General features: G+C 60.0%; 10 protein-coding genes. 4 read left to right on the top strand and 6 right to left on the bottom strand.

All coding sequences use genetic code 11. The annotated features are described in order from the left end of the window. Nucleotides 1-131: 131 nt before the first annotated feature. From PSPTO_RS26715 to PSPTO_RS26685, 6 genes are all read right to left on the bottom strand, one after another. Entirely contained in the window at nucleotides 132-710 is a 579-nt protein-coding gene (locus PSPTO_RS26715) for a lipocalin family protein (RefSeq protein WP_011105347.1), read from the bottom strand. Between the two features lie 3 nt (nucleotides 711-713). Next, complete coding sequence (gene bamE, locus PSPTO_RS26710; RefSeq protein WP_002551616.1) at nucleotides 714-968, bottom strand: outer membrane protein assembly factor BamE domain-containing protein; 255 nt, start codon at nucleotides 966-968, stop codon at nucleotides 714-716. Between the two features lie 255 nt (nucleotides 969-1,223). Further along, the gene (locus PSPTO_RS26705) at nucleotides 1,224-2,234 is read right to left on the bottom strand and encodes a class 1 fructose-bisphosphatase (protein WP_003381390.1); all 1,011 of its coding nucleotides are present in this window, start codon (nucleotides 2,232-2,234) and stop codon (nucleotides 1,224-1,226) included. Nucleotides 2,235-2,367: 133 nt separating this feature from the next. Further along, on the bottom strand, nucleotides 2,368-3,717 hold the full coding sequence (locus tag PSPTO_RS26700; RefSeq protein WP_005765555.1) for a DUF3999 domain-containing protein: 1,350 nt from the start codon (nucleotides 3,715-3,717) through the stop codon (nucleotides 2,368-2,370). 25 nt (nucleotides 3,718-3,742) lie between these two features. Continuing rightward, on the bottom strand, nucleotides 3,743-6,562 hold the full coding sequence (locus PSPTO_RS26695; RefSeq protein ID WP_011105345.1) for a DUF2339 domain-containing protein: 2,820 nt from the start codon (nucleotides 6,560-6,562) through the stop codon (nucleotides 3,743-3,745). Between the two features lie 232 nt (nucleotides 6,563-6,794). Then, nucleotides 6,795-9,245: a glycogen/starch/alpha-glucan phosphorylase gene (locus tag PSPTO_RS26685; protein ID WP_005765552.1), complete on the bottom strand. Its 2,451-nt coding sequence runs from the start codon at nucleotides 9,243-9,245 to the stop codon at nucleotides 6,795-6,797. 287 nt (nucleotides 9,246-9,532) lie between these two features. Here PSPTO_RS26685 and pip point away from each other — a divergent pair, with 287 nt between their 5' ends. The 4 genes from pip to mdoH all read left to right on the top strand — a co-directional run bounded on the left by pip (nucleotide 9,533) and on the right by mdoH (nucleotide 15,746). Beyond that, complete coding sequence (pip, locus tag PSPTO_RS26680; protein ID WP_005765551.1) at nucleotides 9,533-10,504, top strand: prolyl aminopeptidase; 972 nt, start codon at nucleotides 9,533-9,535, stop codon at nucleotides 10,502-10,504. Between the two features lie 41 nt (nucleotides 10,505-10,545). Then, entirely contained in the window at nucleotides 10,546-10,983 is a 438-nt protein-coding gene (gene dtd, locus PSPTO_RS26675) for a D-aminoacyl-tRNA deacylase (protein ID WP_005765550.1), read from the top strand. Nucleotides 10,984-11,242: 259 nt separating this feature from the next. Continuing rightward, nucleotides 11,243-13,174 carry a glucan biosynthesis protein G gene (locus PSPTO_RS26670; protein ID WP_269467375.1) on the top strand — a complete coding sequence of 644 codons (1,932 nt, stop codon included), beginning with the start codon at nucleotides 11,243-11,245 and terminating at the stop codon, nucleotides 13,172-13,174. Next, the gene (gene mdoH / locus PSPTO_RS26665) at nucleotides 13,167-15,746 is read left to right on the top strand and encodes a glucans biosynthesis glucosyltransferase MdoH (protein ID WP_007245578.1); all 2,580 of its coding nucleotides are present in this window, start codon (nucleotides 13,167-13,169) and stop codon (nucleotides 15,744-15,746) included. The genes PSPTO_RS26670 and mdoH overlap by 8 nt, the downstream gene beginning before the upstream one ends. Nucleotides 15,747-16,003: the final 257 nt, after the last annotated feature.

The raw sequence follows: 16,003 nt of genomic DNA, 5'->3' as shown, positions 1-16,003 counted from the left end.
CGTCGGGATGCCTTGCGTGACGCTCCGCGTCACAAATCTGCGCCGCGCCGCTGATCCAGGATCGGACGCAGAGCGTCCAGAACGGCATTCGACGCAGAGCGTCGCACGATAATCAACTGTGTAGTGTTTGTTTACTTTTCAGCCTTGCCGATCTTCGAGTCATCCTCACGCCAGATCAGGCGCGAGGTGTCGTAGCCTTGCTGGCGGGCCTTGCCGAGCATGTTTTCCCTGACCGATGCAGACACCGTTGGCGTGCGTGACAGCAGCCACAGGTACTTGCGGTCCGGGTTGCCGACCACGGCGGTTCTGTAGCCTTCGCTGACGTCCAGAATCCAGTAGTCACCCTTGGCAACGCCTGGCAGCAGGCGCGAGAACCAGTTATCGAATACAACCCACAGCTTGTCGGTCTTGCCCGGGACCTGCGGCGAGGCCGTGCCCGTTGCTTCTTCCCACTTGCCTTCAATCGTGCGGCAGCGGTTGGTCACCGCGATGTTGCCGTCGTCCTTGAGCGTGTACAGCGCTTCGGACTGGGCGCATTTGCGCTGGAAGAACATTGGCAGGCGCGCGATCTCGTACCAGGTGCCCTGATACTGCTTGAGGTCAACGCCGTCGACAGTCCTTGGCTCAAGGTTGTCAGCCGAGTGGGCAAAACCGATGGCCAGGAAGCTGGCCATGACAAAAATTCCGAAACGTACCAGTACCTTGATCATGTTTTATTTCAGACCCTGACCCGAGAACAGCACCACTTTATCCGCTGCGTACTGCACGCTGATAAAGGTGTTCTGATCGCCCCATGTGCAACTGGACATGCCCAGCGCGCCGGAACATTCCGTCGGGCTGCCGAGCAGGGATTCGACCTGTGCCTTAGGCATGCCAGCGGAAATTTTCGAGTAGTTTTCCTGAGTGATCTTGCTGCAGGCAGCCAGAAAGACGCAGAACGAGAGTAACGCGACAGTGCGCAAGGACATGGATGTAGCTCCTGAACGGAAGGGGGTCGCGTCGCAGTGCAGGCGGATGCAGTCTGGCGCTGGCGCAGTACCGCAAGCTTAGAAGAGAAAAACGGGATCTGGTTCCCGCAGGGCGCAAGGATTTGTGGCATGGATCAGAGGGGTGACTGGCAGCCCCGTGCTGGCTGCATCCCCCGATGCTCATTTGCCTGAGCATTTGCCCGCTTGATGGCGGTTCAGCCAGGCTGAACCGCCACAGGAGCATCAGAAGCGGTCTTACTCTTTGTGATACGCGGTTGCGCGCTCGACTTCTTCTTTCGAGCCCAGGTACACCGCTACGCGCTGGTGCAGGCCTTCGGGCTGGATGTCGAGGATGCGCTGATGGCCATCGGTGGACGCGCCACCAGCCTGTTCAACCAGGAAGGACATCGGGTTGGCTTCGTACATCAGGCGCAGTTTGCCCGGCTTGGACGGCTCGCGGCTGTCGCGTGGGTACATGAACAGGCCGCCACGGGTCAGGATGCGATGCACGTCGGCAACCATCGCGGCAACCCAGCGCATGTTGTAGTTCTTTTTCAGCGGACCGTCTTCACCGGCCAGCAACTCGCTGACGTAGCGCTGTACCGGGGCTTCCCAGTGGCGCTGGTTGGACATGTTGACGGCGAATTCCTGAGTGGTCTCAGGAATGGTGATGTCTTCATGAGTCAGTACGAAGCTGCCCATTTCACGGTCCAGCGTAAAGCCTTTCACACCGTCACCCAGCGTCAGTACCAGCATGGTCTGCGGGCCGTAGATGGCATAACCGGCCGCGACCTGTTCAGTGCCTGGCTGCAGGAAAGCTTTTTCGTTCAGGGCTTCGTTCTGGCTCAGGTACTCGTTCGGGCAACGCAGTACCGAGAAGATGGTGCCGACCGGTGCGTTGATGTCGATGTTCGACGAGCCGTCGAGTGGGTCGAACACCAGCAGGTACGCGCCCTTCGGGTATTTGCCCGGGATCTGGTAGGCGTTGTCCATTTCTTCGGACGCCATACCGGCCAGGTGACCGCCCCATTCGTTGGCTTCGAGCAGAATTTCGTTGGAGATCACGTCGAGTTTTTTCTGCACTTCGCCCTGAACGTTTTCAGTGCCCATGCTGCCCAGTACGCCGCCCAGCGCGCCTTTGGAGACGGCGTGGCTGATTTCCTTGCAAGCGCGCGCCACCACTTCGATCAGGAAGCGCAGATCGGCAGGGGTGTTGTTGCTGCGGGTCTGCTCGATCAAGTAACGACTTAGTGTGACGCGGGACATGGATAGCTCCGAAAATAGGGATATGAAAACCCGCGCAGTTTAACGCGAGTGGCGACGTAATACTGCTATCAGACTGGCTTATGCCTGTTTCAGTTCAGATGCCGGGCTAACCGAGCCCGACAGGCCGTATGTTTCAGCGTTTCGACGCGCGCAAGGTGCTGAACGCCATCCAGCCCAGAAACAGCACGCCGAGCAACAGCACCGCCCACAGCCCCAGGCGTTTGAAGTCAGTGCTCTGCGTGGCCACCAACGGCGCGGCGGTCATGTTGGCGACGCTTGCCGTGGCAGGTTTCGCGGTGCCGATAGAGGCCAGCTTCGCCGGGCTCAGGTCGGGAATCAAGGTCGCCAGCGACAGGTTCGCCGCTTTGGCTGCAGCGTTACCGACCGCCAGCGTGAATGGCCCGTTGCCGCGTGCCAGAAACACCACTTCCGTCGCCGGTACGGCCACGCTCAATTGCGGTGCCTCATTGCCCAGCCCGCCGCCGCGGTCATCGACCACCAGCTTGAGCTGCTGAACGATGCGTCCGGACAATTGCAGTTGGTCCTGCAAGACATCGCTGTTGTTCTGCGACAGCCGATACAGCAGGCCACTGCTGATCGGCTGCCAGGGCTGTCTGGCGTCGATACGGCCGTAAAGTGTTGCCGGGGCGAGGCTGTTGGGTTGCGCGATATCGACCCTGACGCGCCCTACCGGCAGGCCTGCCGGCAATTGCCAGACATATTCGTTGGGGCTTTCGACGCTGCCTTTGACCGGCGGCGACCAGGTCAGCGGCGGCGTCGGGTTGTCGCTTGCGGCGCTCAGCACGTGCGCGGAAACCAACAGCGGGGCGCTGTGCGGGGCGCGCCACAGCAGGCGCAGATAACGGGCACTCTGACCCGGCAGGCCGACTTCACGCTGCTCGACCACTTCGTCTGCAAACGACAGGCGTGCCACCTGCCCCTCACCCCAGTCGCGCCAGTGTTGCAAGTCGTCGCTGGCCTCGATGCTGAAATTCTGAAAGCCTTCGCGCTCGGTGCTCCAGTCGATCACCAGTTGTTCCAGCGGTGCCTTGACGGCGCTGGTATCCAGCAGCCAGCCACGCAGCACCTCTTCGCCTGCTTCGATGTCGCTTTGCGGCTGGACCTCGATCACGCTGCCGTTGCTGGAGCGCTCGATGCGGATGACCGGCGCGGTGTCGCCTGCTTCCTGCGTGCTATACAGCGCGAACCATTTGACCTCGATCGGCGCGGGCTCCTGCTCGCGGGCGGGCTGTCGAGGGGTTATTGCATAAGCCTGCGGCTGCCCCTCGGCGTTGAACACACGCACGTCACCCAGGTCGGTCTGACGGGCATTCAACTGGACGGCAAGCGGTAACTCGATGCGATACCACGGCCCTTCGCCGCTGAGGCTCAGCGGGGTCTGACTCGCGAAATCCGCCGGCTTGTCCTGAGCGGCGGCGGTCATCACCGTGCACAAGGCCAGGCCAAGCACGGCGATTTTCATGGCGGGATGACTCAAGAACAGTTCCTCATGGCGTTTCAGGCGCTGCAGTCGGGCCAGGGCCGGGTGTTTCGCCGAGATCTTTGACAGCATGTTTCGGCGGTAATGGTGCGAAATATCCCACCACCAGTAGCAAAATGCCAACACCGATGAACGAGACGATACGCTCCATGCCGCCGCGATTGCTCAGCTCGACAAAAAACAGTTTGATCACCACCACCCCGATCAATGCTGCGCCGCCGAGCCAGATTTCGCGATTGGCGCGCATGTGGCCGCCGATCATCAACGCCAGCGCCATCAGCGTCCAGACAATCGACAAGCCCGCCTGAACGCGCATCGACGCCAGCAGTGCCTCGGTTTCCCACGGCACATCGGCCCAGTGATGGGCGGTGCGCATGACCATCGCCGTGATCAGTGCGAACAGCGAAGCGCCGGCCAGCAGCAGGGTGTGATTGCGTTTGTGCGTCAGGTAGGTGCGCATCCACAGGCACACGCCGGTCAGCGCGAGCAGCAGGCCGATTTCCAGCGGGTTGAACAGCGGTAGGTAAGGCAGCGGATCGGCGGCGCCGTCGCTGAAGATATTCGCCAGCCAGAACCACACCAGCATCAGGGCCGCCAGTGGCGCGGCAGCTCCTGCGTGATAAGCCTCGGGGCAGGCTTTCACGGGCCACGGCCATTGACGTGTCGAACTCATCGCCAGCAGGAACAGGCTCGGCAGGATAGCCCAACCCAGCCAGCGCCAGGCGTTGTAATACTCGGACAATTGCAACAGACCGAAACGCAACTCCAGTGCCAGCACGCTTATGATCAGCAGGCAGCCCACTGTGTGAGCGATACGTTGGGCAAGGACGGATTGCAGGCCCGCCAGGTAGCGCAGACTTAGCAGATGCACCGCGAACACCGCCAGCCAGGCCAGCCAGCCCAGGTTGCCTGCCGGATTATTGCGCAGGTACACCGAGATCATCAGCAATGCAGCGCACACAGGCGTTAGTGCGCTGCACAGCGCGGCGAGATCCGTCCAGCGCAAACGGAGGGCGAATGCGGCCCAGAGCGCCACGCTGATTGCCATGGCGATTAGGGCCGTGGAGGCCAGATACGGCGCTGGCGCGTGCAGGACGGCCGCGCTGGCCAGCGAAACCAGCCACCAGAACGCCCCCCAGATGACCAGCAGTGTTCGAGCGGTGCGCTGGTCGATGAGGGTCAGCGAATTGAGGCGGAACACGCACCAGGCGCTGACCATGGCGGCGATGGCCAGGATCATCGGCGTCCAGTAATCATTGGCAAAGGCTTGCCGCGCGCTGTCGGTGCCGCCGCTGATCAGAATCGCGCTGGCGGCCAGTTGCAACACCAGGCCGAAAACCTGTGCCAGCCTACGGTGCTGGCGCAGGCCCAGCCAGAAAACCGCTGCGCCTTCCACGGCCCAGGCACTGGTCGTCCACTGCGAACCAAGGCCCAGCGGTATTGCCAATGTGGCAAACACCACGCCCAGCGCCAGGCAGGTTTCCATCAACAAAACGGTTCGGCCGGTTGCACGTGCCGCCAGCCAGCGTGCCACCCCCATGTAGATCAGGCCCAGCGTGAGCGCGCTGAACGCGGCACCGAACTCAAGGTGTTCGACCAGTGCGTATTGCAGGCCGAACCCGACGATTGGCGTGCCAAACAGCAGTGTGCCGTCGACGTAATCACCTTGGCGTGCAGGCCAGCGCAGCAGGGTTTCGCGACTGGCATCCGGTGGCGCGTCAGTGAGTTCCAGCAGCTTTTGGCGGGCGAACAGCAGACCGATAGCCAGATACATCAGGAAGAACAGAATCAGGAAGGGTTCGGTGCTCCAGAACAGTTCGGGGGTGTAAGCCCTGATGCCCCAGGCGAAGCCGATGCCGAAGGTGCCGAAAAAGCCGATCAGGTTGAGGACGCGCCAGGCCTTGAACCAGGCGATGGCGATGATGCCCGCATTGAGCAGGGCGAAATAACTGAACAGCGAAACGTGGCTGCCTTGACCGGTCGAGGCCAGAATCGGTGCCGCAAACCCGCCGAGTGCGCCCGCGCAGGCCAGCGCCAGCGAATTCTGGTTCAGCGCCAGAATGGCCGAGAACACCGTGACGGCGACCAGCAGCGCAAAGCCCAGCGTCGGGTCCAGCAATGCGTGCAGCTTCATCGCTGCGAATACAGTCAGGTACAACACGCCGACGCCAGCGCCTTGCAGCATCAGCGCGTAAGGCCCGTTGCGCAACCTTAGCCACCAGCCCAGCGCCAACAAGGCCAGCGCACTGGCTGCAACACCGGCGTAGCGTGCTTCAACAGGCACAACCACGCCTTCGGTGGCATAACGCAGCAGAAACGCCAGGCCGAGAAACAGCACGACCACGCCGACGCGCAACACTGTATTGCCGCCCAGCAGCCAGTTCTTTGCGCGCTCGATGGCGCGGTCCAGCAGGTTGGGTGTTGCCGGTGGTGATGGCTGGGGGAGTGCGGCGGCAGGTTCGGGAGGTTGCGTTGGTTGCGTTTGTGGTTCGTCCGGCAGGTCCCAGATCAGTTCGGGGCCGGCAGTCGGCGCTTGCAGAATGACAGCATCCACCGGCAGCGGAGCGGCGTCCTGTGCAGGCGGTACGAAGGCGGGTGCAGGCTGGCGTTCAAGTGCGCCAAGGCGTTGCTGGAGGGTCTCGATGTTTTTGCCGGTTGCGAGTATCTGTTGCAGTTGAGCCTCGGATCGCCTGCCAAGCACACGTACACGAATGCCTGCCCAGACAGCCCAGCCCATCAGCGCGCCGATCAGAAACCCCGTCCACTCGTCATAGCTGAGCAAATAGCCCAGTAATGCACCGCCCACTACCAGACAAATCCAAAGCACGCGACGACATCCTTTTCGGTGTGTGAAGGTTTATCGGGCGCAGTATATAGGGGCGGACGGACATCGTTTGTAATGTTTTATGCGGAACAGACCCTCGTTACGCATGCTTCAAACCAGGCATCTATCGTTCTCACGCTCCAGCGCATTCAAGATCGGACGCGGAGCGTCCAGAACGTCGTTACCACGCAGGGCGTGGTAACGATAACCATGTGAGTGGGCGAGCAGCGCTTGGTCAGTCCAGCGCCTTCCAGATGTCGCCGGCGTATTCGCGAATGGTCCGGTCCGAGGAGAACCAGCCCATGCGTGCGGTGTTGAGCACCGCCGAGCGCCACCATTCCTTGGAGTCGTGCCAGCGTTCCTCGACCTTGGCCTGGGCCGCCCAGTACGAGTCGAAGTCGGCACAGACAAGGAAACGGTCATACGCCAGCAACTGATCGATCAGGCCCACGTAACGGTTCGGATCATCCGGTGAGAACACCCCGCCACGAATCGCTTGCAGTACATCGTTCAAACGTCCCGATGCCTCTACATCAGCATGCGCGCTGAATTCGCCTGCCTGTTTGCGGGCTTCGACCTGTTGCGAGGTCATGCCGAAGATGAACATGTGCTCCAGCCCGACCTGCTCGCTCATCTCCACGTTGGCACCGTCCAGTGTGCCGATGGTCAGTGCGCCGTTAAGGCCGAATTTCATGTTGCTGGTGCCCGACGCTTCCAGGCCCGCAGTGGAGATCTGCTCGGACAGGTCGGCTGCCGGAATGATGCTCTCGGCCAGGCTGACGTTGTAGTTGGGCATGAACACCACTTTCAGCAAACCACGAACCGTAGGGTCGTTGTTCACGGTCCGGGCGATGTCGTTGGTCAGCTTGATGATCAGCTTGGCCGAGTGATAGCTGGCGGCTGCCTTGCCGGCGAAGATTTTCACTCGCGGCACCCAGTCCGTACCTGGTTCGGCACGAATGGCCTGATACAGGGCGACGGTGTGGAACAGGTTCAGCAACTGACGCTTGTATTCGTGAATCCGTTTGACCTGCACGTCGAACATCGCCGCAGGGTTGACCGCAATGCCCAGACGCTCATGAATGATCGCGGCCAGGGCACGCTTGCTGTGCAGGCGCTGATCGGCCATCTGCTTGCGAAACGATGACTTCTCGGCGAACGGCTCAAGCTCCTTGAGTCGGGTCTCGGCGTTGTCCAGAACATCCTCGCCCAGCGATTCGACGAGCATTTCGGTCAGTTTCGGGTTGGCCTGGAACAGCCAGCGGCGGAAGGTGATGCCGTTGGTCTTGTTGTTGATCCGGTCCGGGTAGATCTTGTGCAGCTCTGCGAATACGGTCTTGCGCATCAACTGAGTATGCAGCGCCGAAACGCCGTTGACGCTGTGCGAACCGAGGAAGGCGAGGTTGCCCATGCGCACACGACGACCGTTGTCTTCTTCGATCAGCGACACCGCGCGCAGCACGTTGACGTCGTCGACGCCTTTGGCACGCAGCGTGTCGATGTGTTGCGCGTTGATCAGGTAGATGATCTGCATGTGGCGCGGCAGCATGCGCTCCATCAGGCCGACCGACCAGGTTTCCAGCGCTTCGGGCAGCAACGTGTGGTTGGTGTAACCGAGGGTGCCGACGGTGATTTTCCAGGCGGTGTCCCACGCAATGTTGTGGTTGTCGATCAACTGACGCATCAGTTCGGCCACTGCAATCGAGGGGTGCGTGTCGTTCATCTGGATCGCAGCGTGATCGGCCAGGTCGGTCAGCGTCGCGTGCTGGTTCAGGTGGCGACGCAGCAAGTCCTGCAGCGATGCCGATACGAAGAAGTACTCTTGACGCAGGCGCAGTTCCTGGCCCGCTTCGGTTGCATCGTTCGGATACAGCACGCGCGAGATGCTTTCTGCGCGCACCACTTCGGCCACCGCACCAAAGTGGTCGCCGGCGTTGAAGCGCTCCAGATGCAGATCTTCTACTGCACGGGCACGCCACAGGCGCAGGGTGTTGACGCTTTTGCCGCGCCAGCCCACCACGGGGGTGTCATAGGCGATGGCCCGCACGGTTTCGCCCGGACGCCATACCTGACGCGACTCGCCCGCTTCGGTAACAACGGTGTCGACGCTGCCGCTGAAGCCGATGGAGTACACGACCTCAGGGCGCTCGAATTCCCACGGGTTGCCGAAGTCCAGCCAGTTCTCGGTCTGTTCCTGCTGCCAGCCATCGACGATGCCCTGACGAAACAGCCCATGCTCGTAACGAATGCCGTAACCGTGGCCAGCAATGCCCAGGGTCGACATGCTTTCCATAAAGCACGCGGCCAGGCGGCCCAGGCCGCCGTTACCCAACGCAGCGTCGGGTTCGAGCAAGCGGATACGCTCGATGTCCACGCCCAGCTCGGTCAACGCTTCGCGAGCGACTTCCAGCAGGCCGAGGTTGCTCAGGCTGTCGTACAGCAGCCTGCCGATCAGAAATTCCAGCGACAGGTAATAAACGCGCTTCTGGACCTTGCGATAAATCTGTCGCGTGTGGTCCATCCAGTGTTCGACCATGTGGTCACGAGCGGCCAGAGCAACGGCTTCAAACCAGTCATGCTCAAACGCATGGTCGGGGTCCTTGCCCACCGAATAGGTGAGTTTGGCGAGCACGGCGGCGCGAAAAGCTGCCACATCAGCGTCACGAACAAGTGGTTCCTGAGACATCGATACAACCTCAAGTAGTCTGACGAATGAAAAACGGGATTCTTAGACTGTTAGACTGTAGGCGTGTCGTCAGTTATTTCCTGAAAATAGAGAAATAATTCGGTTTACGACTCACGCTTCGACCCAGCGCGACGGCTCTGGTTCGCGAACTTTTCAAATTGGCAAAACGCTTGCATCGATCGTTCCACCCCGATCAATGACGTGCAGCATGCTCATTCTTCGTTTCGGGTTTATGATGCCCCGTGGCAGAACAATAGAAGCCTCTGAACTGGACTTATGGAGCACTTATGCAGACTTTGTACCCGCAGATCAAACCCTACGCCCGGCACGATCTGGCCGTGGAACAACCGCATGTGCTCTACGTCGATGAAAGCGGTTCGCCTGAAGGTTTGCCTGTGGTGTTCATTCACGGTGGCCCGGGTTCTGGATGCGATGCGCACAGCCGCTGCTATTTCGATCCCAACCTGTACCGAATTGTTACCTTCGATCAGCGTGGCTGTGGCCGCTCCACACCTCATGCCAGCCTCGAAAACAATACCACCTGGAAGCTGGTGGAAGACCTTGAGGTCATTCGCGAGCACTTGGGCATCGACAAATGGGTACTGTTCGGCGGCTCGTGGGGTTCGACCCTCGCGCTGGCTTACGCTCAGACCCACCCCGACCGCGTGCATGCGCTGATTCTGCGTGGCGTGTTTCTGGCCCGTCAGCAAGAAATCGACTGGTTCTATCAAGCGGGTGCCAGCCGCCTGTTCCCCGATTACTGGCAGGACTACGTCGCCCCTATCCCGTTGGATGAGCGCAACAATATTCTCGCTGCCTTTCACAAGCGTCTCACCGGCGCAGACCAGATTGCCCAGATGCATGCCGCCAAGGCCTGGTCGACGTGGGAAGGCCGCTGCGCAACCTTGCGTCCCAATCCTCAGGTGGTCGACCGCTTTACCGATCCGCACCGTGCCCTGTCCATCGCGCGTATCGAATGCCACTACTTCATGAACAAGGCGTTTCTGGAAGAGAACCAGCTGATTCGCGACATGCCGAAGATCGCTCACCTGCCGGCAATCATTGTGCACGGTCGTTACGATGTCATCTGCCCGCTGGACAATGCCTGGGAGCTGCATCAGAACTGGCCCGACAGCGAGCTGCAGATCATTCGCGACGCAGGGCATTCGGCCGCCGAAACCGGTATCGCCGATGCGCTGGTACGTGCCGCTGCGCAGATTGCGCAGAACCTGCTCGATCTGCCGCCCGAAGAAGCCTGACGGCGGTTTTTGAAACGGGTCTGAAGTCTGGAAAGGTCTCTATGAAAGGTTTGTTGCAGCGCGTGCGCAGCGCACGCGTCGAGGTGGGTACCGAGGTCGTTGGTGCTATCGATCAAGGTATATTGGTGCTGGTCGGGATAGAGCCTCAAGACACTCGCGCCAGTGCCGATAAGTTGCTGCACAAACTGCTCAATTATCGTGTGTTCAGCGACGCCGACGGCAAGATGAACCTGTCATTGCGCGAAGTCAGCGGCGGATTGCTGCTGGTTTCGCAGTTCACGCTGGCTGCCGATACCAAAAGCGGGTTGCGCGCAGGGTTCTCGAAAGCCGCTGCTCCAGCGCTGGGTGCCGAGTTGTTTGACTACCTATTGAGTCAGGCCAGAATCGCGCACCCGGTCGTGGCAGCGGGCCAATTTGGTGCGGATATGCAGGTGCACCTGATAAATGATGGCCCTGTGACATTTTTGTTTGAGACGTAAGCTACGATTTCACCGTTACGCTTGGCGAATTCATCGTTCGTTCAGGAAATAAATTCTTTGTCATACCTGATGCGTTGTAGCGCGCGCTGCTGGATAATCGCGCGCTACGGGGATCGGCACTGTTGGTCCAATTGGTATGACAAAAGCGGTTCTGACATCGGATTGGGGAATCATTAAGCCCATTCGGAGTCGGAACAATGCTCGCCAACCCGGCATTGATAGCTGGCCGTTGGTTTATTCATCTGTTTTTCGGCGAGGGTTGCTCGTGATTGTTAGTCCCTGTGATGCTCCAAAGACACCCGTCAAGCGGTTGCGTAGTGCACTTCTGGCAAGCTCGGCCCTTGTGTGCCTGTTCAGTGCAGGCCAGCTGTGGGCGTTCAGCCTTGATGATGTAGCGGCAAAGGCCAAAGAAATGGCCGGGCAGAAGTTCGAGGCTCCGCGGAGCAATCTGCCGAACGAACTGCGCGACATGAAGTTCGCCGACTATCAGAAGATCCGCTTCCGTGATGACAAGGCCGAATGGGCGGGCGACAAGACCCCGTTCAAAGTGTCTTTCTACCACCAGGGCATGCACTTCGATACGCCGGTCAAGATCAACGAAGTGACCGCGACCAGCGTTGACGAGATCAAGTATGACGCCAGTCGGTTTGACTTCGGCGGCCTGAACATCGATCCGAAAACCTCCGAGAAACTGGGTTATGCCGGTTTTCGCGTTCTGTATCCGATCAACAAGGATGACAAGCAGGACGAAATCATGACCATGCTGGGCGCGAGCTACTTCCGCGTCATCGGCAAGGGTCAGGTTTATGGCCTGTCCGCACGCGGCATGGCCATCGACACGGCATCGCCGTCCGGTGAAGAGTTCCCGCGCTTCAAGGAATTCTGGATCGAGAAGCCAGGCCCGGATGACAACCATCTGGTGATTTTCGCACTGCTCGATTCGCCACGCGCCACGGGTGCCTACCAGTTAACCCTGCGTCCTGGCACCAACACGCTGGTTGACGTCAAATCGCGCATGTTCCTGCGTGACAAGGTCAACAAGCTCGGTGTTGCGCCGCTGACCAGCATGTTCCTGTTCGGCGCCAACCAGCCTTCGCGTGTGCCTAACTACCGTCGCGAGCTGCACGACTCCAGCGGTCTGTCGATTCAGGCAGCCAATGGCGAGTGGTTGTGGCGTCCGCTGAACAACCCTAAACATCTGTCCATCAGCAGCTTCTCGGTCGAAAACCCGCGTGGTTTCGGTTTGCTGCAACGTGGTCGTGATTTCAGCCAGTACGAAGACCTCGATGATCGCTACGACAAGCGCCCTAGCGCCTGGATCGAGCCAAAAGGTGATTGGGGCAAGGGCACCGTCGAGCTGGTCGAAATCCCGACTGCCGACGAGACCAACGACAACATCGTCGCGTTCTGGAAGCCTGAGACCCTCAAGGCGCCGGGCGAGGAAATGGCGTTCGATTACCGTCTGCACTGGACCATGCAGGAAAACTCGATTCACTCGCCTGATCTGGGCTGGGTCAAACAGACCCAACGCTCCATCGGTGACGTGCGTCAGTCCAACCTGATTCGTCAGCCGGACGGCAGCCTTGCATTTCTGGTCGACTTCGTTGGTCCGGTACTGGCGGCATTGCCGGAAGACAAGACCATTCGTAGCCAGGTCACTACCGACGACAACGTCGAGCTGGTGGAAAACAACCTGCGTTACAACCCGGTCACCAAAGGCTACCGCCTGACCCTTCGTGTGAAGGTCAAGGATGCCGGCAAGGCGACCGAGATGCGCGCTTATCTGCTGCGTGAAATCCCTGCCGAGCCGGGCAAGGAACCTGCGTTGCTCGTCGCTGATAAAGCTGACGAGAAGAAAGCTGCTGCCAAGGAAGCTGCTGCCAAGGAAGCTGCCAAGCCTGCCGTTGCCAAAGAGTCCGCCAACGACCAGGTAGAAATTGCCAAAGCCGACGCGCCGAAGCCTGAAGCCGCCAAGCCGGAAGCTGGCAAAGCTGATGCATCCAAGGCCGACGCTGCCAAAGGTGACGTTGCCAAGGCTGATGCAGCCAAGGCTGATGACGTAGCCAAGGGCAAGGACGGTAAAGATATTCAGCAGCCTGCTACCGAGGCAGCACCCACCCATCCGGAACCGGCCAAGACGTTGCAAGTCATGACCGAGACCTGGAGCTATCAGTTGCCGAGCGATGAGTAATTCTCAATGGGTGCCAGTGTCTCTGAACGAGTACCTGGCGCATTTGCCGATGAGCGACGAGCAGCGGGCAGAACTTGCCAGCTGCACAACCTTCGCCGAGTTGCATGAACGCCTTTCGGCGCAGCCGGTCACCGATCCTGCCGAGGCCGCTCAGGCTTCGGTAGGCCGTCGTCTGACGCTGTCCGCAGACGATCTGGAAGACGCCGAGATGCTCGGCGTCGATGCCAGCGGGCGTCTGTGCCTGAAGGCTACACCGCCGATTCGCCGGACCAAGGTTGTGCCCGAGCCGTGGCGCACCAACATTCTGGTGCGTGGCTGGCGCCGCCTGACCGGCAAGAGCAACCCGCCCAAGCCGGATCACAGCGATCTGCCTCGGGATCTGCCGAAGTCTCGCTGGCGTACCGTCGGTTCGATCCGCCGCTACATTCTGCTGATCCTCATGCTGGGTCAGACGATTGTGGCTGGCTCGTACATGAAAGGCATCTTGCCGTATCAGGGCTGGTCGCTGGTTTCGCTGGATGAAATCACCCGTCAGACCTTCGTGCAGACCGCTTTGCAGGTCCTGCCTTATGCCTTGCAGACCAGTATTCTGTTGCTGTTCGGCATTCTGTTCTGCTGGGTGTCGGCCGGTTTCTGGACCGCACTGATGGGCTTTCTGGAATTGCTCACCGGGCGTGACAAGTACCGCATCTCCGGTGCCAGTGCTGGCAACGAGCCGATTGAAGCCGGTGCACGCACCGCGCTGGTCATGCCGATCTGCAACGAAGACGTGCCGCGTGTTTTCGCGGGTTTGCGTGCAACGTTCGAGTCGGTAGCGGCCACGGGTAATCTGGACCGCTTCGACTTTTTCGTGCTCAGTGATACCAACGAGACCGATATTGCCGTCGCCGAGCAACAGGCCTGGCTGGATGTGTGCCGCGAGACCAAAGGTTTTGGCAGCATCTTCTATCGTCGTCGCCGCCGTCGCGTAAAACGTAAAAGCGGCAACCTCGATGACTTCTGCCGTCGCTGGGGCGGTGAATACCGCTACATGGTCGTACTCGACGCCGACAGCGTCATGAGCGGTGAGTGTCTGACCAGCCTGGTTCGCCTGATGGAAGCCACGCCGGACGCCGGTATCATCCAGACCGCGCCACGTGCTTCGGGTATGGACACGCTGTATGCACGCATGCAGCAGTTTGCTACCCGCGTCTATGGTCCACTGTTCACGGCCGGTCTGCACTTCTGGCAGCTGGGTGAATCCCACTACTGGGGTCACAACGCGATCATTCGCATGAAGCCGTTCATCGAGCACTGTGCGCTTGCGCCGTTGCCCGGCAAGGGCGCGTTTGCCGGTGCAATTCTGTCCCACGACTTCGTTGAAGCTGCGCTGATGCGCCGTGCCGGCTGGGGCGTATGGATTGCCTACGACCTGCCGGGCAGTTACGAAGAGTTGCCGCCCAACCTGCTCGACGAACTCAAGCGTGACCGTCGCTGGTGCCACGGCAACCTGATGAACTTCAGGCTGTTTCTGGTCAAGGGCATGCACCCGGTTCACCGTGCGGTGTTTCTGACCGGCGTGATGTCATACCTGTCGGCACCGTTGTGGTTCTTCTTCCTTGTGTTGTCCACGGCCCTGTTGGCGGTGAACACCCTGATGGAGCCGACCTACTTCCTTGAGCCGCGCCAGTTGTACCCGTTGTGGCCACAATGGCATCCGGAACGCGCTGTAGCGTTGTTCTCGACCACCATCGTTCTGCTGTTCCTGCCTAAACTGCTCAGCGTTATTCTGATTTGGGCCAAGGGCGCGAAAGGCTTCGGTGGCAAGTTCAAGGTTACCGTTTCGATGCTGCTGGAAATGCTCTTCTCGGTGCTGCTCGCACCGGTGCGCATGTTGTTCCATACACGCTTCGTACTGGCTGCCTTCCTGGGCTGGGCCGCAACCTGGAACTCGCCGCAACGCGACGATGACTCCACGCCGTGGCTTGAAGCGGTGAAGCGTCACGGTCCGCAGACCTTGCTGGGCGCATGCTGGGCACTGCTGGTGTTCTGGTTGAACCCCAGCTTCCTGTGGTGGCTTGCGCCTATCGTGGTTTCGTTGATGCTGTCGATTCCGGTGTCGGTGATTTCCAGCCGTACCAACCTGGGCCTCAAGGCGCGCGACGAGAAATTCTTCCTGATTCCTGAAGAATTCGAGCCGCCCCAAGAGCTGGTCTCGACCGATCAGTACACCCACGAGAACCGTTGGCATGCGCTGAAACAAGGCTTTATTCGCGCGGTTGTCGATCCTCGGCAGAATGCTCTGGCTTGCGCGTTGGCCACTTCGCGTCACCGTCAGGCACAGCCGATTGAAGTCGTGCGTATGGAGCGTGTTGATCACGCTCTCAAGGTCGGTCCGGCGAAGCTCGACAACCAGCACCGTCTGATGCTGCTGAGCGACCCGGTCGCACTGGGTCGCTTGCACGAGCGGGTCTGGAGCGAAGGTCATGAAGAGTGGCTGGCTGCCTGGAGAGCTTCCATCGAAGCTGATCCGCATGCGCCGTTGCTGCCTTTGCAACCTGTCGTGAAAGCACCGGAGCCGGTCCTGGTCTAAAACCACCCGGCAACCAAAAAGCCCCTGAAGCACTGCTTCAGGGGCTTTTTATTGGGCGTGTGCCGAGAAAAGATTTTTTGTGGGAGCGGACCGGGCGACGCTCCCACAGTTACGTTACCGGCCCCTTCGCGGACAAGTCCGCTACCACTTGGGCAGAATCCAAAGCAGACTTCTGTCCGAGGGGTAGGAGCGAACTTGTCTATGCCCGTTAAGCAGAATCAAAAGCGGGCGGGTGTATAACGCCAAGCGCTCCAGCT

This window comes from Pseudomonas syringae pv. tomato str. DC3000 (assembly GCF_000007805.1).
Classification (GTDB): domain Bacteria; phylum Pseudomonadota; class Gammaproteobacteria; order Pseudomonadales; family Pseudomonadaceae; genus Aquipseudomonas; species Aquipseudomonas avellanae.
The sequence above is the reverse complement of the archived record's forward strand: the minus strand, read 5'-3'. Positions and strand labels throughout refer to the sequence as shown.